The following is an 18,093-nucleotide window of genomic DNA, read 5'->3' on the forward strand; positions in this document are numbered from 1 at the left end:
CTATTTTTTGAATTTCAGCACTTCTGACCGCCCTTTTTTAAAAATCTTATTGCTTACCGTTTTCCCTTTTCTTAGTGCCTTTTGCTCTTCATAGGGCAAGGCGTGGATCTCTTTGCACTCATTTGAACAACAATCGTTCATTTTCTTGGCACAATCCTCGCATTGGATAAACAATAAATGACAGGCTTCATTGGCACAGTTCACATGCGTATCACAAGGTTGACCACATTGATGGCAATGTGAAATCACATCTTCGGAAATGCGCTCCCCCCTACGGTGATCAAAAACAAAATTCTTCCCGATAAACTTGTTTTCCAAGTTCTGGTCCTTGGCCTGTCTGGCATATTCTATTATCCCACCCTCTAACTGAAATACGTTCTTAAACCCCTTGTGTTTATAGTAGGCACTGGCTTTTTCGCAACGGATACCCCCTGTACAGTACATAACCAATTTCTTGTCTTCCTTGAAAGCTTCCAAATCCTTTTCAATAATATCCAAGGAATCGCGAAAGGTATCGACATCGGGTGTAATGGCATTCTTAAAATGACCTATTTCACTCTCATAATGATTTCGCATGTCGACCAAAATGGTGTCGGGATCTTCAATAAGTTCATTGAATTTCTGTGCATTTACATGCACCCCTTTATTGGTGACATCAAAGGTGGCATCATTCAATCCGTCGGCCAAAATCTTCTTTCTCACCTTTACCTTTAATTTCAAGAAAGATTTATTGTCCTGTTCAATGGCAATATTCAATCGTACATCCTTTAAGAAGGAAATACTATCCAAATGTGCCTTAAATGCCTCGAAATTAGCTGCTGGCACAGACAACTGGGCATTGATGCCTTCATGGGCCACATAAATTCGCCCAAGAACATCGAGGTCATTCCAATGAATGAATAAATGGTTCCTGAAAATAGAAGGGTTTCCTATATGTGCATATTGGTAAAAGGAAATGGTCAGACGGTCCTGTCCGGCCTCTTCAATAAGAGCTTCCCTTTCCTTTGCACTTAATGTATTGTACAGTTGCATGCTATACCAATCGTTAAGTTAAAGAATAGTTTCGTGGGCAAATATAGGTTAATCCTAACGTATTTTGGTGGTAATGATCTTTACCGGGCAAGCTAATTGGGCTTGTTTGCATGGTTCAAAAATTGCATTGTCATGCGATTTTATCGTAAAAAAACCCTTTTTCTCTATGGAGTGCAACAAAACACTTTTCCCGTCTTTTTTTGACATCTGAAATTGCTCTGGGGCCAATTCGACGCAATAATTACAACCAATGCATTTTTTGCGCTGCAAAGTAACGACGACCATTATTCCTTTACGATTTTATACAACTTATCAGAGGGTCGGATCTTGAAACCGGTCGGAAAAGTACAGTTATTTCCCTTTTCGGCCATTGCCGTTTTTAGGTCATCTACCATCATTTGATCCAATTGCAGTTCTTTTACGCCAGTCGTAGGGCCAGTGATCAAAAGGGTGTCACCCACTTTGATGTCGTAGGCTTCGATTTTGAATTCCGCGATGCCTGGTTTGGGATAATAATGTACTCCCTTGCCCACGTATACCTTTTTTTGCGTGGCCTGTGTACCAGGGCCATCGCTCCATTCCCCCAATTTCTGTCCGAGATAATAACCACCCCAAAATCCACGGTTATAGACCTTTTCCAAGGCTTTCATCCAAACGTCTATTTTTTCCTTGGTAAATGTTCCTTCGTAATAGGAATCTATCGCCTCCCTATAGGTTTTGATAACCGTAGCCACATATTCAGGTGCACGCCCCCTACCTTCTATCTTCAATACTTTTACGCCGGCATCGATGATCTGATCTAAAAAATCAATCGTACAAAGGTCTTTGGGAGACATCATATATTCATTGTCCAATTCAATCTCGAAACCACTTTCCTGATCAATGACCGTGTATTTTTTACGGCAATTCTGTTTGCAAGCCCCCCTGTTGGCCGATGAATTATGGGAATGTAGACTTAGGTAACACTTTCCTGAGACCGCCATACATAAAGCACCATGGCCAAAAACCTCAACCTCGATCAAATTGCCGGAAGGTCCTTTTACCCCTTCCTTCTCTATTTGTGAGCAAATCTTCTTAATCTGCCTCAGACTCAATTCCCGACTTAGGACCACAGTATCGGCAAATAAGCAATAGAATTTTACGGCTTCAATATTGGTGATATTGATTTGGGTGGAAATATGCACTTCCATATTGATCTGCCTTGCATAGGCAATGACCGCCTGATCCATTGCAATAACCGCGGTAACCCCCGATTCTTTGGCCGTATCCAAAACCGTCTTTATAATAGAAAGGTCATGGTCATATATGATCGTATTCAGTGTTAGGTACGTTCTAATATTCCTTTTACCACATCGTCGGGTAATCTCCGGTAAATCTTCCAAAGTGAAATTGATGGTTGCCCTAGCCCGCATGTTCAATTGCTCAACGCCAAAATATACCGAATCCGCTCCACTGTCGATAGCCGCCTGCAGGGACTCGAAATTCCCGGCTGGGGCCATTAATTCTATCTTTCCATTTCTTGTCATAAGTACAAGGTGCTACATTTTTTGGACTGCAAAGATACATTATATGGGCAGATTACCATGCTAGCCCACTAATTATAAGGGCTATAGTACATAATCTAACCGAGTAACATAGTACCCGTTGAAATTGATGAAGGAAAAAAAGGATTTTGGCATTAATACGTGTAAAACCATGTATAGTATGCTCAACCTTCCAATCTGACGGAGCATTGCATGCTGGCCGTACCGGGGTAATTGATTTTGTATGAAGACCCTGATGTTCACCATCAGGGTTAGTTCAACCTTCCGGTCCAGCGGCGCATTGCATGCTGGCCGTACCGGGGTTTCACTAAAAAAAAAGAGCCTTGAATCTCAAGACTCTTTACGGTCATCCCATTTTTTCCTTTTTCATAGCCTTCTCTGAGTCGTAAAAAGGGGATTGACCACCATTAACCACTGTTAAAAAAACAACGGGTCTGTACATTGAGTTAGTAATGTATTTACAATAAGATGTTCCTTTTTTGAAAAGGTTGCGTTTTTAAATCCATCAAGCCCAGACCACTGTGCATAAAATAATTTTGAGTGCTGGAATTATGACAAAAGAAATGGTAAATTAGCATTCCTAATAAAATATAACATGAGTTCTGAAAAAGAAGCAAAATTAAAAGCATTAAAACTAACCTTGGATAAACTGGACAAGACCTATGGCAAAGGCGCCGTTATGAAATTGGGCGATAGTGTTATTGAGGATGTGGAAGTGATTCCATCAGGGTCTTTAGGGCTAGACATCGCCCTTGGGGTAGGAGGATATCCTAGAGGAAGGGTCATTGAAATATACGGTCCTGAATCGTCAGGTAAAACAACCTTGACCTTGCATGCCATTGCCGAAGCACAAAAAAACGGTGGTATTGCAGCCTTTATTGATGCTGAACATGCCTTTGACCGTTTTTACGCCGAAAAACTGGGCATTGACATTGATAATTTGATTATTTCACAACCCGACAACGGGGAACAGGCATTGGAAATCGCCGATAATTTAATCCGTTCAGGAGCCATTGATATTGTTGTGGTGGATTCCGTGGCCGCCTTAACGCCAAAAAGTGAGATCGAAGGTGAGATGGGGGACTCCAAAATGGGGTTACATGCACGGTTAATGTCCCAAGCCCTTAGAAAGTTGACGGGATCGATCAGCAAAACCAATTGTACGGTTATCTTCATTAACCAATTGAGGGAGAAAATCGGGGTCATGTTCGGTAATCCGGAAACCACAACAGGTGGTAACGCCCTTAAATTCTATGCTTCGGTTCGTTTGGATATTCGAAGATCAACCCAGATCAAGGATACCGATGGTAGTGTACAAGGGAACAAGACAAGAGTAAAGGTTGTCAAAAACAAAGTAGCACCACCTTTTAGATTGGCAGAATTCGATATCATGTACGGTGTTGGTATTTCCAAAGTCGGTGAAATCATCGATCTTGGGGTAGAATATGAAATCATAAAGAAAAGTGGTTCTTGGTTCAGTTATGGCGACACCAAACTTGGTCAAGGTAGGGATGCCGTAAAAGCACTTTTAAACGACAATCCAGAATTATATGAGGAACTTGACGCCAAAATCCGAGAGGCCATAAAAGCAGTCAAATAGAACGATACTCCATTTTAATATGATACAATAGGCGCCAATGGCGCCTATTGTCGTTTAATAACCCAAATATTGCGGTAAAACAACTTTTCCCGTACCTTAACATCAGCAAACGCAACCATAATCGAATAATTTCATCTTAGGAATAAAATAAATTGTTTAGATTATGAAAAGGACATTCGTGGCACTATGTGCTATTGCGGTAGCATTAGCTTTTAATTCTTGTGAGGTTGATGATGACAGCCCAAACTTTCATTTTGTATCCCTACCAATTGAAAGTGTAGACATGCCAGAATCATTCGAACTTGATGAGACCTATCAAATTAATTTGACCTATACGATACCCGATGGGTGCACTTATTTTGAAGGTTTTGATGTTACCAAGAGTGATGTTACCACTCGGGAAGTTGTTGCCATTGGTTCCCAAAGAACCGATCAAGAAGCGTGTACACCTACCGTTCGGGAGGCAGAAGGTTCATTTGACTTTATCGTAATTCATACCGAACCGTATTTATTTCGTTTCTACCAAGGCGATGATGAAAATGGTGACCCAATATTTTTAGAGATTGAAGTTCCTGTAAATTAAATAAAATAACCTAATCAATATTTTGAGTCTAGAAGAACTCATAAACAAATGTAAGAAGGGCGATAGAAAGGCACAGGAACGACTATATAGGCAATACGCCGATATACTGTTCGGTATATGTCTTAAATATTCGCGCAACAAATCGGAGGCCGAGGATAGTCTTCATGACAGTTTCATGACTATTTTCGAGAAAATCGGCCAATATAAATCAAAGGGGTCCTTTGAAGGCTGGATCAAACGCATCACGGTTAACACGGTCTTACAAAAATACAGGAAGGAAGAATACCTCAAAGTAGTTACCGAAAACACCGAGGAAGAAGTTGAAGTGGAGACCGGATATATGGATCTTGACCTTCAGACCCTCTTAGGCTACATTCAGGAGTTACCGAACAAATACCGTTTAACCTTCAATCTTTATGTATTGGACGGTTACTCACATAAGGAAATAAGTACGATGCTAGGCACATCGCCTGGCACATCAAAATCAAATCTTGCCCGTGCCAGAATGATTTTAAAGGAAAAAATTGAAAGCAGAAAAGCCAAAGCGATAATCGGCATATTGATTATGGCCTTGGGAAAGGATCCGTGCAACCCACATGGGGTTCACAACAGAAAAGACATGAACATTGCTGAACATAAAGCAAAATGAGTAAAAAAAACATAGACCGATTATTTCAAGAGAAATTCTCGGATTTTTCAGACACCCCTACCGAAAAAGTCTGGAAATCCATCGAGGCCTCCTTGAATATGAAAAAGAAAAACCGGAAGGTCATCCCCATTTGGTGGAGACTGGGCGGTATTGCCGCAGCATTGGCAATAGGCTTATTCCTTTTTAACCCGTTCCATACAGCAAGTGATGCACCGGAAGAGAAAGTCACGGATGTTAAAGACACAAAGGAAGAACCTTTACAGCCAGGGAAGGATATTAATCAATCCCCCTTTCCCAACACTCCGAAAGTCGTTGAACAATCACATCAAGGGAACGTAGGCAACGATAATACCAAAAAGGTAGATGATGCCAATGACCATCCAACCAACAATTCGAGTCTACAGCCGGCCTCCGGCAATAATGGGGTATTGGCAGCCAAAGATAACTTAAGTCAAACCTTGCAAACACAGGATAGCAAGAATACCCAATTCGCAGCTTCTGGGAAAAATCCAAAGAAAGACCTTGGGGAACCTAACATCCTAAATGAACAAGGATCAACAAAGGTTTTGGACCATCAAGTCGCAAAAAGTGATTCTTCCACCAAAATTCCCCCTACAGCCAATAGTAGTGAAAACACATTGGGGAACCCTGGATTAAAAACGAATGAAGAAGCCATTGCCCTAGCGGGGGATGAAGATGCCGAGGAAAAGACAGGGAATACCAAAAAATCGATTTTTGATGAAATTGTAGCGGAGGAAGAAGAGGTTGCCACGGCAAAAGGCAGTAAATGGTCTGCCGGCCCAACGATTGCACCAGTGTATTTCAATGCTATGGGAAATGGCTCCCCAGTACATTCGATCTTTGTACCCAATTCCAAATCCGGGGATTTCAACATGAGTTATGGGGTGGCGGTTTCATATGAAATAAGTCCAAAACTATCTGTAAAAACAGGCATCAACAAAGTCGACTACGGTTACAACACCAACGATGTGGAGTTTTCCTCGACTTTAGAGGGTTTTGGCAACGGACAAATTGAAAATATAGCCTATAGTAATCAGTCAATGAATATCCTCGTGGAAAGCACTGCCAGCAATACCACCTCATTAACTGGGAAAAACGCTTTTGATGCAACAGCAAAAAACCCTTCCCTATCGGGGGTCATGGCCCAACAATTTGGATATTTGGAAATACCGGTGGAATTGAATTACGCCCTTATCAACAATAAATTCGGTGTTGACCTTATTGGTGGTGTCAGTTCCTTGTTTTTAGTAGATAATTCGGTCTCATTGACCTCTGGTGAATTAACCACCGAAATGGGTGAAGCCAATAATTTGAACACAGTGAATTTCAGTACCAATGTCGGATTTGGACTCCATTATAAATTCACACCAAAAGTACAACTGAATATAGACCCTATTTTTAAATATCAGCTGAATACCTTCTCCAATACGGCGGGCGAATTCCGCCCATTTACCATTGGTGTCTACAGTGGGTTGAATTTCAAATTTTAATACAGCCAACAGACCCTACTTTGGTTGGTTCCAATTAATTTTCCCCCTCTTAGGTAATATTGGGGGCGGTTGTTCAATGCTGATTATTTTTCGAGTTCCTTTAAAATCACATTCCGCACCTGTTCCCGTAACGTAGCTTTATCCTTGTCCTCTAGATTTGCAGTCTCAAAGAACGCATGTACCTTGGCCCGCAACAACCCTGGACCTCCACTCAAGAACGTAAAGGAAAACCGTTTTTTATTATCGTAAAACGTCATGGGTACCAAGGGAATATTATGGGCAATGGCCATTTTAAAAGCTCCATCCTTAAATTCATCCAAGACGATGCTTTCATCATCGGGCACGCCACCTTCGGGAAAAATACAAATGCTCAAACCTTGGTCCAATCGGCGTTGCGCCCTACGGTAAACACCCATTCTACTCCGGCTATTCTCCCGGTCTACCAGAATACATACCCGCTTATAGAAAAACCCAAATAGCGGAATTTTTACCAATTCCTTTTTTCCGACAAAAACAAATGGGTTTCTACTTATTCGAAGCATCAACATGATATCCAACATACTGGTGTGGTTCGCCACCAACATATAACTTTTCCCCCGAACCAGTTTCTGCTCCCAAGTCACCTTCTGCGGACATCCCATTCCCAACAATATGGGTCTTGCCCAAAAGTTTCTGGCCAACCAGAAAAATTGGGGATACCATTTTTCCGATAATGTGGTCAATACCAAAAAAGGAAAGAACAATACGATGGGTACGGCCACCAAAACATAAAACCAAATCCGGTATAACGTGTATCCAATATTTTTAACAATTCGCAACATGGATCAAAAATAACAATTTGATCTAGTTATTTATGAATTGTTTTACCTTTGTGCTTCTTTAAAAATAATGGAATGGCAAGAATACTAACAGGCGTTCAAAGTACAGGTGTACCCCACCTAGGAAATATCATGGGTGCAATCCTACCGGCCATAAAAATGGCACAGGATCCCAAAAACGAATCTTTCTTATTTATCGCAGACATGCACTCCCTGACCCAAATAAAAAATGGGGAAGAGTTAAGAAGCAATACCTATGCTGTTGCGGCCACTTGGCTTGCCTGTGGTTTGGACATCAATAAAACGGTTTTTTACCGTCAAAGCGATGTGCCGCAAACCACTGAACTTTCTTGGTACTTAAGCTGTTTCTTTCCATACCAACGTTTAACCCTTGCCCATTCTTTCAAAGATAAGGCAGGGCGTCTTGAAGATGTTAATGCCGGACTGTTCACCTACCCAATGCTGATGGCTGCGGATATATTGCTCTATGATGCCAATTATGTCCCGGTGGGCAAGGATCAATTGCAACATTTGGAGATTACCCGTGATGTTGCTGCACGTTTCCATTCCAAATTGGGGGAAACATTTGTAATTCCCGAAGCTGAAATACAGGACAACGCCAAGATCATTCCCGGTACCGATGGTGAAAAAATGAGCAAAAGCCGTAACAACCTCATCAATTTATTTCAAACCGATAAAAAACTGCGCAAGCAGATTATGGGAATTGAAACGGACAGTACCCCAATGGAAGAACCAAAAAATCCGGATACAGATAATGTTTTTGCCCTTTACAGCCTTATTGCCTCTGAGGAACAAATAGCCGAAATGCGGGCCAATTACCTAGGGGGTAACTATGGGTATGGCCATGCCAAACAAGCTTTGTACGAAGTTATCCTGGAACGTTTTGGCGAAGCCCGTGATAAATATGCCTATTATATGGCCAACCTCAATGAAGTGGATGAGGCCTTGACCCTAGGTGCGGAAAAAGCCAAAAAAGTGGCTGATGGGGTATTGCAAAGAGTACGTACCAAGCTAGGTTATTAGGCTATTGAAATCAAACGGTTCATAGGTTTAATTTTCGGGATTTTACATTGATTATACGGGTAACGGAAAATATTCCTTTTAAAAAACAGGAATAGCCGTAAGGCTATCTTAAAAAGCCATAATCATGCAAACAAACCCCATGGTCGGTTTTGGTTGTTTCGAATGTAATTCCGTAGCAGTTTCTTTCGGATTTTTGTCGGCGCTTTGTCGATGAACTACCGAATTGATAAAGCCAAACTACAAATCAAGACTCAAACAAACTACTTGGTCTTTTATTTTGGGATTGCGGTCTACAAAGAATTGAGAAGCTAGAGGTCTTTTATACCGCTTCAAACAACTTTCCGGGCAAGGGACGAACGACGCCTTTCATCTCCATGTTCAATAGGGTCGATGATACTTTGAAGATGGGAAGTTTACAATCCAAAGCGATGGTATCCAAGAGTTGCTTTCCCCCTTGTTGCAAATATGTGTGTATGATTTTTTCCATTTCATCCAATTCGACAAATAATTCTTGTTGAATGGGGCTGGACTTCTTTTCCTCCAATTCCCAATTGAGTATATAAATTAGATCGGCTGCGGATGTGATCATATGTGCCTTTTGTTGTTTGATTAAATTATTACATCCCGAACTGTATTTATCCTGAGCCCGACCTGGGGCGGCAAATACCTCACGATCATAACTATTTGCGATGTCGGCAGTGACCAAACTGCCACCCTTCTCTGCCGATTCGACGACGATCGTGGCCTCGCTCATCCCGGCAATAATCCGATTGCGCTTAAGGAAATTCTCCCGATCCGGATTGCTTGAACTCCAGAATTCAGTAACAAACCCTCCATTTTTTTCAATGTCATTTACATATTTCGAATGTACTTTCGGATATATCTGGTTCAACCCATGTGCCAGGCACCCTATGGTCTGTAACCCATGTTTCAAGGCAGCCCGCTGTGCACAAATATCGACCCCATAGGCAAAACCACTTACTATTATAGGGTCAAGCGGGGCCAAATCAGCTATAAACTTTTCACAAAAGGCAGTACCATAACTGGTGATGTTCCTTGTGCCCACAACACTGATGATCTTACGGTCATCAAGGTCAAAATCCCCCTTTTTGAACAAGATCAAAGGACTATCGATACAATGCTTCAAATATCTTGGATAATCCTTATCCTGAAAATAAGAATACGCTATTTCATGATCCCGTATATATTGCAATTCCTTTTCGGCCGCTTCAAGATGTTCCGCATCATGAAGCCCTTTGATGGTTTGGGTCCCAATACCATCTATTCTCAAAAGATTTTTCGATTTATCGTTAAAAACAGCAACTGGACTACCACAATGGGAAATTAATTTTTTTGCCGTTACATCCCCAATATTTGGAATGTTCTGAAGTCTCAATACCGCAATCAATTCATCTGTAGTCATTTGTATTCCCATGTTAGTTGTTCACAATTTAATAAAAATATAATGTTAATAAAAAGTGTCCTTGATTCTGTTTAACTACTATAATTTTTGCAATATTTGTCCTGATGGTATTAGAACACTATATCTCCGATTTACTCTATAGGTACAACTGTGTGGTTGTTCCAGGCTTTGGTGCTTTTTTATCACAACATAAATCAGCTACCCTCAATAAGCAGACCCACTCCTTCCACCCGCCTTCAAAATCCTTGTCATTCAATAGACAATTGTCTTCGAATGACGGACTTTTGGTTTCCTATATGGCAGAAGTTGAAAAGTGCTCCTATGAGGAAATGCTAGCGCAGGTTACTGAAAAGGTTGAACAATGGAAACGTACGTTGAATCAAGGTGTACGCTTGTCATTGGAGAACATTGGTGACCTTAAATCGAATAAGGAAGGACGTATTTTATTCCAACCTTCCTATGAAGTCAATCATTTGACCTCTTCCTTTGGTCTGTCTTCGTATGTTTCAGCGCCGATCACTAGGGAAGTATTAAAAGAAGAAGTGGTTTCCATTGAGGAAAAAGTTCCTTTTATCATCACCCCTGAACGAAGAAAGGAAGCATCATTACGCCCTTATTTAAAATATGCGGCAGTACTGCTATTAGCGGTTTCAACTGGATTGACAGGGTACAGGTTCTACAATAAAAATCTTACCCAAGAGCAAATCGTGGTAGAAAAGGTCCAAGAGAAAGTTTCAAAAAGTATCCAGGAAGCTACCTTCTTTGACACTGCACCATTGGAGTTGCCCACATTGAATCTAAAGGTTGTTACCAAAAAACCGGAAGTTGCCATGCACCATATTATCGCTGGAGCTTTTAGGTTCAAGGAAAATGCGGACAAAAAAATAAGCCAACTGAAAAGACGGGGATACGATGCTGCCTATCTAGGTACCAATGACCATGGTTTGCATGTAGTGACTTACAGTAGCTTTAGCGATGTTGATGAAGCCCTGCGTACCCTTAGAACGATTAAAAGAACGCAATCCAAGGATGCGTGGTTACTTTCTGTTCGATAATTCTGTCATCAACACATAGAATTCCCCATTAATAAAATCTCTTTTAATAAAAGATTTATGCAGCCCAAAAGCCCCAGTCACTCACGTACAATAATGACCGATTTGGTGCTCCCCAGTGAGACCAACCCTTTAAACAATCTGTTTGGTGGTGAACTTTTGGCCCGTATGGATCGTGCGGCAAGCATTGCCGCCCGTCGTCATTGTAGACGAATTACGGTAACGGCTTCCGTGAACCATGTAGCCTTTAACCATCCCGTTCCGTTGGGTAGTGTGTTAACTGTTGAAGCGGCAGTTTCGAGAGCTTTTAATACCTCAATGGAAATCTATATTGATGTTTGGATGGAAGACCGTCATAACAGAAATCGTTCCAAAGCCAATGAAGCCATTTACACCTTCGTTGCCGTGGATGATTCAGGCATACCTACCAAAGTTCCACCATTGGTTCCTGAAACCGATTTGGAAAAGGAACGGTTTGAAGGGGCCTTACGCCGTAAACAGTTGAGTTTGATCTTGGCCAAAAGAATGAAGCCGAGTGAAGCTACCGAACTCAAGGCCTTGTTTATGGGTAAATCGCCTAACTAAGGGCTCTTTAAAAAAAATGCATGAGGGTGGCTTTACTGTCCGCTTCAAAAATCCGATACAATCTTTTCTGATAGCAATACGTGTTTCCTCCTAATGATATCCGCTAGATCTATACCCGTAATGCCTCCTTTAATAGGATTACTTCTCTAAAGATTTGGAATATAAAACACCTAAAAACACCCACATGGGTGATAATCACGATATAAGGGAGTAAAGAACTATTTGATTAGTGGGATAAGGAAGATTTAAAAATCAAATGTATCGGGATCTGGACCAAATCTTTTGCCTTTTTCAAGACGGTCTAAATAGGCCATGTCTTCTTTGGATAATTCAAAATCGAAAATATCGGCATTATTGACAATACGTTCTTTTTTCACCGATTTTGGTATGGTCACCACTCCTTTCTGAAGATCCCATCTCAAAACGATATGGGCAGGTGATTTGCCATATTTCTTAGCCATTTCCTTAATGGAATCCAACTCGAATATTTTGCCCTGCATCATGGGCGACCATGCCTCATACTGTATTTTATGGGCATTACAATAGTCAATCAAATCTTGCTGCACCAAATACGGATGAAATTCCATTTGATTCACCATAGGGACAATCACTGCGGATTGTTGTAGGTCTTCCAAATGATGTTTTAAAAAATTACTCACCCCAATCGCCCGTATCTTCTTTTCCCGGTACAAATGTTCCAATGCGCGCCAAGTTTCCTTGTATTTGCCTTCTACCGGCCAATGGATCAAATAGAGGTCCAGATAATCCAATTGCAAGCGTCTTAGACTTTCATTAAAGGCCTTCAGCGTACTTTCGTAGCCTTGGTCGGCGTTCCATACCTTACTGACAACAAACAGTTCCTCCCTGTTGATTCCGCTTTGTTGGATACCTTCACCAACGCCCTTTTCATTATTATAGATAGCAGCCGTATCAATATGCCTATACCCGGCTTCAATCGCCCAGCGAACCGCATTGATGACTTCCTGACCATCTTCCGACAAATAGACCCCCAAACCAAAATAAGGCATTGCAACGCCATTATGTAATTCGAAAGTACCTCTAAGATCCGTTATTTTCTTTGATGCTGTTGTCATATCAATAATTTAAAGTTGATACACCCATTCTTCGGGATTCAATCGGGAAGTATCTTGGTATAGATAGAATTTTAAACGCGTCTGACCGTTAGACCGATTGGTATATATTTTCCCCAACTCGGTTTTGATACTGACCTTATCCCCTTTTTTTACATAGAGGTCAGACAAATTATAATAGGTGCTGATGTAGTTACCGTGCTTGATCTGTACACCTTTATTCCCACCGGGTACGGAAAGGATGGCGATTACCTCCCCCTCAAAAATGGCCCTGGCCTTGGCTCCCTCATCCGTAGCGATGATAACCCCATTGCTTTGGTGTTTGATACCGGGATAAACGGGGTCTTTGTAAATACCAAAACCTTGGCTTTTTATACCCTTTTCGACCGGCCAAATAAGTTTGCCCTTATTGGCTGAAAAATTGTTGGCCACCAGTGTAGCCTCCGGGGTCAGTACAAATTTATTGGTAGACACCTTAGTGGTCTTCTTCCCTTTGGTGGCTTTCTTGTTCGATGCCGCAATGGCACTTCGAATCAAACGCTCGATCTGCTGGTCGATCTTACGGGCTTCCCGTTTTTTCTTGTCTATGGCCGATGCATACTTGCTTTCATTTTTACGAATGCTTCCCAATAGATCTTTTTGGGACTTCATTTCTTTCATTAACTGTGCCTTGGCTTTATTGTTGACCGCAATCAATTGGTCTTTTTCCTTGCGCTGCTCGGCTAGATCCAAATTCAATCGGGTAAGATCATCGGTCTTGGCCATTATTTTTTCGCCTTGCTCTTTACGATACTGCGTATATTGTTTCATATACTGCATACGCTTAAATGCTTGGAAAAAATTCTCGGAAGATAGCAGGAACATCAACCTACTCTGTTGTGATTTGTTCTGATACGATTTACGGATCATCGTTGCATATTCTTCCTTCAAAAGTTCTAGGTCTTCCCGTAATTTGGAGATATTGCGAATATTGGCATTGATCTGCCTATTCAACAAATTCGATTGTTGATTGGTCACCCGGATCAATTGTTGCCGTACGTTTATTTTTTTGTCCAAAGCCTCCATCTGGTCCAAGACATTGCCCTTTTCGGTCTTTTCAGCAAATAACAACCGGTTTATTTCACTGATTTCCTTTTGTAGCTGTTCCCGTTTGGCCTCGAGTGCCTTTTGCTCATTCGTTTGGGCATAGGAAGTCTGTATCGACAAAAATGTCAAAAACAATAGGGAAGAAACGAAGAAAATGCGTCTACAAAGCATCAGCCTTTAATTCTATCTTTTTAAAACCTTTCGGTATCTTATATGGAAAGTTCAAGTTTCTATTGAACTCAACACTTTTATAATCTATGTCTATGGTATTTTTTGAATTGCCGTCTATCGCGGTAATCAAAATCTCGTTGGGTAATATCCTATTGTTGACTTCCTGATAATTCTTATAACTTATATCCAACACCCGTTGCTTTAAAGGTTGTGACAATTGCTGGGCGGCGATCATAAAATTATCCGGTTCGATCATGTAACTTGTCTTAAACAGTTCCAACGGCTTCTTAGGCTTTAGGATATAATCGGATTCGGTATGCGAAACCTCATATTTTGCAGTTCTTAAATCGAACAAGGCCCGCCCCAAAAGCAGGTTTTGCATTTTATCAAAATCGAGTTCGGTTCCCAATATACGGCTCAAATATGAAAAATCCCCATCGAAATACTCGTTCTCAAGTTTGTTGTAAAAAGAAACCCTATTGGGTGTAATATAGGCTTTAACGATCCCCAAAGGTGCGCTAAGCCATATGGCCCGATCCTTTTCCATGCGGAGGCTTACCGTCACACTTTTTGTAGATTCCCCATCATAGTAGGCAATCTTCATTCGACCACTTAGGGTCTTGAAGTTGATATGGTTTTGATAATGGGTTCGGATAATGGCCTTGGCAGACATATTATCCCTGACGGCATTATCGGAAACCACTTTTTTGGATTTACACGAAAACATGAGTAGTATCAAAACACTAAAACGTGTCCATTTTATTATGGTAGCCATAGTCTAAAACCCGGGTTTTATCTTACGAAGATACATATTTGCCTTCGAAGGATTGTTCAATGCGGAATGCGCGTCGGCCAATTCCTGATATATTTTATTCAATAGGGGAATGTCGTCCAACATATAATCCAAGGCCGTTTCAAGCACCTCTATTGCCGCTTTGAATTTACTTGTTTTATTCAATGCATGTCCGTTTATATAATAGAAGTACGGCTGAGCCGGAAAATCTTCCATGGCCTGTGCACTAAGTTTGGTTAATTCGGGGTATTCCTTTTTCACCATTAAGTCAGCCAATTGTTGCTTGAGCCCTTCGATAGGATTTTTTCCGGTTTCTTGTCGTACAACCACCTTCTCCTTCTTAATGTGTACCACACTCTTCTTCATGGAATCCTCGATCTTAGCTTTTAATCCCTCCGTATAGGTCGACTTTTCCATATCGGAAAGAACCGATAGTGCCTTATCGTAATTCTTCTGCTTAAAGTAAATCAAGGCCAGATTCCCCTTTAAAGTATTGTTTGTCATGGGAAGATTGATATTCATCTGATCCAATGAACTTCCTTGCATTTGGATACAGGAGACCAAGGTATTCAGGTACCATAAATTCCCGGGATCAGACAAAACAGCCGAAACAGCATATTCCTGGGCCATTGAATACTGCTTCTCTACCAAATATACCTTAGCCAATTCGTGGTCTACCACGGTATTATCGGCATCGATCAACTTACATTCCAAAAGAAGGTTAATGGCCTTATCATAATTTTCAATTCCCTTTTGCTTTAGGGCCTCAAAGAAATTCTCTTGAAAAGTATCGGAGTACTCCTCTAAAAAGACGTCCGCACTTTCCTCGATATCCATATCCTTGACTTGTCCTACCCCCCATAAGGGATAGATCAAAACGACCAAAGGAAATATGATTTTCAGGATTTTCATTGTTGTGGACTCAAAAAAATAAATTGTATTGGATTTTGGATTAAAATTATCAATAAGTATTCCAGTGCTTCCCTCTTTTATGTTAAAACACCCTTAAAACAACATAATGCCAAATGGACACGTCTATTTGAAATCGTATAAACGCAATTATTTGGTTCCCGTACTACCAAATCCACCAGCACCCCTTGAGGTATCGGACAATTCATCAACTTGGATCCATTCGGCCCGTTCGTGCCTGGCAATGACCAATTGCGCAATACGCTCCCCATTCTCTATGGTAAACGGCTCCTTGGATACATTCACCAAAATGACCCCTATTTCGCCACGATAGTCCGCATCAACGGTTCCAGGGGCATTGAGTACCGTAACCCCTTTTTTTGCCGCTAAGCCACTCCTAGGACGCACTTGGGCCTCAAACCCAATAGGCAACTCAATGAACAACCCCGTTTTCACAATGGTACGGCCCATAGGCTCCAAGGTGATACTTTCCTCAATGTTGGCCCTTAAATCCATTCCTGCTGAGGCCAGGGTCTCATAATTAGGCAATGCATGGGCTGATTTATTAATGATCTTTATCTTCATTTTTTCAAAAATATTTTTCTCAAGTTCTGATTTTCAAGTTTATACACCATCCCCAAAAACAAAATCAGTAAAGGAATACCAATAAATAGGTTACGATCAAAAACGTAAAAGGACAAGCCCGAAAATACAACAGAGACTAAAAGGTAAAAAGTGATTTTTCTAAAGTTATAGGGAATAGGATAGTACATTTTGCCGAAAAAGAAAGATAACATCATCATACAACCATAGGCAGACAGCGTTGCAACGGCTGAAGCCATATATCCGAAATGGGGTATAAAAACCAGGTTTATGATAATCGTTAAAACAGCACCTATCAAAGAGATATAAGCCCCGAATTTGGTTCTGTCGGTTACCTTGTACCAGACAGAAAGGTTATGGTATATTCCCAAGAAAAAACTTGCCAGGATTATAATCGGAACTATATTCATCGCCTCCCAATATTTGGGATCTCGGACAAACAATATCTTCAGAACATCGGCAAAAACAACGACGCCGAGAAGAATTATACTTCCTAAAACAACAAAATAATTGGTTATTTGGGCATAGGCCTTTTGAGGGTTCTCGGTATTGGAGTGACTAAAAAAGAAAGGCTCTATCCCCAAACGGAATGCCGTAGCGAACAAGGTCATAAAAAGTGCCAGTTTATAACAAGCCGAATACATACCCACTTCGCTATCAGCGACATTCTCCGGCAACAATTTTTCCAATAAAATACGATCGAAGACCTCGTTGACCGTAAATGCCACTCCAGCAACCAGTACGGGTAAGGCATATTTCATCATTTTTTTCCAAAGCGTTACATCAAAAACAAACTTTGATCTCAGATAGAGCTTTAACATCAATAGAAGCGTTATACCGCTTGCAATTAAATTCGCTATGAAAATATACGATATTTGAAAATCGGGCTTGTAAATAGCGCTAAAAAGTCCTTCTGGGTCCGATGACACCATCTTTGGCAAGGAATATAGGAAGAATACATTCAATCCAAGGTTGATCGCCACATTCAATATCTTGACCACAGCGTATCGCATAGGTTTTTCATTGGCCCTTAACCAAGCAAATGGAATAATGACCAGGGCGTCCAAGGTCAAAATAAAAATGGCGAATCTTAAATATTGTGGATTAATTCCGGAAGCTTCCGAAATGCTGTTTTGCAACAAAAGGGCCAATGCCATAAATACCATTGTACTGACCATTATTGAAATCAACGAGGTGGAAACTACCTTTCTTCGGTTGTCGGAACCATTGTAAAAACGAAAGAACGCCGTTTCCATACCATAGGCCAAAAACACATTGAAAATAGCAAACCAAGCATAAATCACTGAGAGTTGACCATAGTCTCCCGTTGCCAAAATATCGGTGTGGAATGGCAGCAATAGGAAAGAAAGCATCCGTGGTAAAACAGTTGCGAGACCATAGATGGCCGTTTGCTTAAAAAGTTTCTTAAAGAGATTCAACCAAGCATAATTAAAGTATAAAAATAGGTATTAAATCGAAAGCGGCAAAGCGGGTACAATCAATTGGTCTGATGAATAAAAAACCTCGCATACAGCGAGGTTTTCCTATAATTACTTCTTAGCACCTTAAATAAAACACCAAGTATGTCGTATATATGAC

General features: G+C 41.0%; 18 protein-coding genes. 7 read left to right on the plus strand and 11 right to left on the minus strand.

The annotated features are described in order from the left end of the window. The 3 genes from trhO to LX92_RS00780 are packed head-to-tail and all read right to left on the minus strand — an operon-like array spanning position 1 to position 2,558. A complete protein-coding gene (gene trhO, locus LX92_RS00770; protein ID WP_109648372.1) occupies positions 1–1,032 on the minus strand; it encodes an oxygen-dependent tRNA uridine(34) hydroxylase TrhO in 1,032 nt (343 codons plus the stop codon). Positions 1,033–1,086: 54 nt separating this feature from the next. Continuing rightward, a complete protein-coding gene (locus LX92_RS00775; protein ID WP_109648373.1) occupies positions 1,087–1,317 on the minus strand; it encodes a ferredoxin in 231 nt (76 codons plus the stop codon). After that, the gene (locus LX92_RS00780; RefSeq protein WP_109648374.1) at positions 1,317–2,558 is read right to left on the minus strand and encodes a peptidase U32 family protein; all 1,242 of its coding nucleotides are present in this window, start codon (positions 2,556–2,558) and stop codon (positions 1,317–1,319) included. Before LX92_RS00780 ends, LX92_RS00775 begins: the two co-directional genes overlap by 1 nt. A gap of 613 nt (positions 2,559–3,171) precedes the next feature. On the opposite strand from LX92_RS00780, the gene recA reads away from it, so the two are divergent. The 4 genes from recA (at position 3,172) to LX92_RS00800 (ending at position 6,919) form a co-directional block, all read left to right on the plus strand. Beyond that, positions 3,172–4,176: a recombinase RecA gene (gene recA, locus LX92_RS00785; RefSeq protein WP_109648375.1), complete on the plus strand. Its 1,005-nt coding sequence runs from the start codon at positions 3,172–3,174 to the stop codon at positions 4,174–4,176. A gap of 163 nt (positions 4,177–4,339) precedes the next feature. Then, positions 4,340–4,759 carry a hypothetical protein gene (locus LX92_RS00790; RefSeq protein WP_109648376.1) on the plus strand — a complete coding sequence of 140 codons (420 nt, stop codon included), beginning with the start codon at positions 4,340–4,342 and terminating at the stop codon, positions 4,757–4,759. Between the two features lie 22 nt (positions 4,760–4,781). Then, positions 4,782–5,408: an RNA polymerase sigma factor gene (locus LX92_RS00795; RefSeq protein ID WP_109648377.1), complete on the plus strand. Its 627-nt coding sequence runs from the start codon at positions 4,782–4,784 to the stop codon at positions 5,406–5,408. Next, positions 5,405–6,919, plus strand: coding sequence for an outer membrane beta-barrel protein (locus LX92_RS00800; protein WP_109648378.1), 1,515 nt, complete (start codon positions 5,405–5,407; stop codon positions 6,917–6,919). Before LX92_RS00795 ends, LX92_RS00800 begins: the two co-directional genes overlap by 4 nt. Positions 6,920–7,002: 83 nt before the next feature. On the opposite strand, the gene LX92_RS00805 is transcribed toward LX92_RS00800, so the two are convergent. Beyond that, positions 7,003–7,740: a lysophospholipid acyltransferase family protein gene (locus LX92_RS00805; protein ID WP_109648379.1), complete on the minus strand. Its 738-nt coding sequence runs from the start codon at positions 7,738–7,740 to the stop codon at positions 7,003–7,005. A 72-nt stretch (positions 7,741–7,812) separates the two neighbouring features. Here LX92_RS00805 and trpS point away from each other — a divergent pair, with 72 nt between their 5' ends. Next, the gene (gene trpS / locus LX92_RS00810) at positions 7,813–8,781 is read left to right on the plus strand and encodes a tryptophan--tRNA ligase (RefSeq protein WP_109648380.1); all 969 of its coding nucleotides are present in this window, start codon (positions 7,813–7,815) and stop codon (positions 8,779–8,781) included. 319 nt (positions 8,782–9,100) lie between these two features. Here trpS and dprA read toward each other — a convergent pair whose 3' ends face one another. Beyond that, entirely contained in the window at positions 9,101–10,204 is a 1,104-nt protein-coding gene (gene dprA / locus LX92_RS00815) for a DNA-processing protein DprA (protein ID WP_109649022.1), read from the minus strand. Between the two features lie 104 nt (positions 10,205–10,308). Between dprA and LX92_RS00820 the strand changes: the two genes are divergently transcribed. Both LX92_RS00820 and LX92_RS00825 read left to right on the plus strand, forming a co-directional pair. Continuing rightward, positions 10,309–11,259: an HU domain-containing protein gene (locus LX92_RS00820; RefSeq protein WP_109648381.1), complete on the plus strand. Its 951-nt coding sequence runs from the start codon at positions 10,309–10,311 to the stop codon at positions 11,257–11,259. A 57-nt stretch (positions 11,260–11,316) separates the two neighbouring features. Continuing rightward, positions 11,317–11,841 (plus strand): acyl-CoA thioesterase, encoded by a 525-nt coding sequence (locus tag LX92_RS00825; protein WP_109648382.1) that lies wholly within the window; start codon positions 11,317–11,319, stop codon positions 11,839–11,841. Between the two features lie 245 nt (positions 11,842–12,086). Here the strand turns inward: LX92_RS00825 and LX92_RS00830 are convergent, their stop codons facing one another. The 6 genes from LX92_RS00830 to LX92_RS00855 all read right to left on the minus strand — a co-directional run bounded on the left by LX92_RS00830 (position 12,087) and on the right by LX92_RS00855 (position 17,933). Beyond that, positions 12,087–12,935 carry an aldo/keto reductase gene (locus LX92_RS00830; protein ID WP_109648383.1) on the minus strand — a complete coding sequence of 283 codons (849 nt, stop codon included), beginning with the start codon at positions 12,933–12,935 and terminating at the stop codon, positions 12,087–12,089. A gap of 9 nt (positions 12,936–12,944) precedes the next feature. Next, positions 12,945–14,189 carry a murein hydrolase activator EnvC family protein gene (locus tag LX92_RS00835; protein ID WP_109648384.1) on the minus strand — a complete coding sequence of 415 codons (1,245 nt, stop codon included), beginning with the start codon at positions 14,187–14,189 and terminating at the stop codon, positions 12,945–12,947. After that, positions 14,179–14,964 carry a DUF4292 domain-containing protein gene (locus LX92_RS00840; protein WP_109648385.1) on the minus strand — a complete coding sequence of 262 codons (786 nt, stop codon included), beginning with the start codon at positions 14,962–14,964 and terminating at the stop codon, positions 14,179–14,181. The genes LX92_RS00835 and LX92_RS00840 overlap by 11 nt, the downstream gene beginning before the upstream one ends. 3 nt (positions 14,965–14,967) lie before the next feature. After that, positions 14,968–15,894: a tetratricopeptide repeat protein gene (locus LX92_RS00845; protein WP_109648386.1), complete on the minus strand. Its 927-nt coding sequence runs from the start codon at positions 15,892–15,894 to the stop codon at positions 14,968–14,970. A gap of 147 nt (positions 15,895–16,041) precedes the next feature. Further along, entirely contained in the window at positions 16,042–16,476 is a 435-nt protein-coding gene (gene dut, locus LX92_RS00850; protein ID WP_109648387.1) for a dUTP diphosphatase, read from the minus strand. Continuing rightward, positions 16,473–17,933: a lipopolysaccharide biosynthesis protein gene (locus tag LX92_RS00855; protein WP_109648388.1), complete on the minus strand. Its 1,461-nt coding sequence runs from the start codon at positions 17,931–17,933 to the stop codon at positions 16,473–16,475. Before LX92_RS00855 ends, dut begins: the two co-directional genes overlap by 4 nt. Positions 17,934–18,093 lie beyond the last annotated feature (160 nt).

It is taken from the genome of Maribacter polysiphoniae, from assembly GCF_003148665.1.
GTDB lineage: Bacteria > Bacteroidota > Bacteroidia > Flavobacteriales > Flavobacteriaceae > Maribacter_A > Maribacter_A polysiphoniae.

Coding starts and splice junctions, on each gene's coding strand:
- LX92_RS00800 (WP_109648378.1), top strand. CDS start 5,405: ATGAGTAAAAAAAACATAGACCGATTATTTCAAGAGAAATTCTCGGAT.
- dut (WP_109648387.1), bottom strand. CDS start 16,476: ATGAAGATAAAGATCATTAATAAATCAGCCCATGCATTGCCTAATTAT.
- trhO (WP_109648372.1), bottom strand. CDS start 1,032: ATGCAACTGTACAATACATTAAGTGCAAAGGAAAGGGAAGCTCTTATT.
- LX92_RS00840 (WP_109648385.1), bottom strand. CDS start 14,964: ATGGCTACCATAATAAAATGGACACGTTTTAGTGTTTTGATACTACTC.
- LX92_RS00845 (WP_109648386.1), bottom strand. CDS start 15,894: ATGAAAATCCTGAAAATCATATTTCCTTTGGTCGTTTTGATCTATCCC.
- LX92_RS00805 (WP_109648379.1), bottom strand. CDS start 7,740: ATGTTGCGAATTGTTAAAAATATTGGATACACGTTATACCGGATTTGG.
- LX92_RS00825 (WP_109648382.1), top strand. CDS start 11,317: ATGCAGCCCAAAAGCCCCAGTCACTCACGTACAATAATGACCGATTTG.
- LX92_RS00835 (WP_109648384.1), bottom strand. CDS start 14,189: ATGCTTTGTAGACGCATTTTCTTCGTTTCTTCCCTATTGTTTTTGACA.
- LX92_RS00775 (WP_109648373.1), bottom strand. CDS start 1,317: ATGGTCGTCGTTACTTTGCAGCGCAAAAAATGCATTGGTTGTAATTAT.
- LX92_RS00830 (WP_109648383.1), bottom strand. CDS start 12,935: ATGACAACAGCATCAAAGAAAATAACGGATCTTAGAGGTACTTTCGAA.
- LX92_RS00790 (WP_109648376.1), top strand. CDS start 4,340: ATGAAAAGGACATTCGTGGCACTATGTGCTATTGCGGTAGCATTAGCT.
- dprA (WP_109649022.1), bottom strand. CDS start 10,204: ATGACTACAGATGAATTGATTGCGGTATTGAGACTTCAGAACATTCCA.
- trpS (WP_109648380.1), top strand. CDS start 7,813: ATGGCAAGAATACTAACAGGCGTTCAAAGTACAGGTGTACCCCACCTA.
- LX92_RS00780 (WP_109648374.1), bottom strand. CDS start 2,558: ATGACAAGAAATGGAAAGATAGAATTAATGGCCCCAGCCGGGAATTTC.
- LX92_RS00820 (WP_109648381.1), top strand. CDS start 10,309: ATGGTATTAGAACACTATATCTCCGATTTACTCTATAGGTACAACTGT.
- recA (WP_109648375.1), top strand. CDS start 3,172: ATGAGTTCTGAAAAAGAAGCAAAATTAAAAGCATTAAAACTAACCTTG.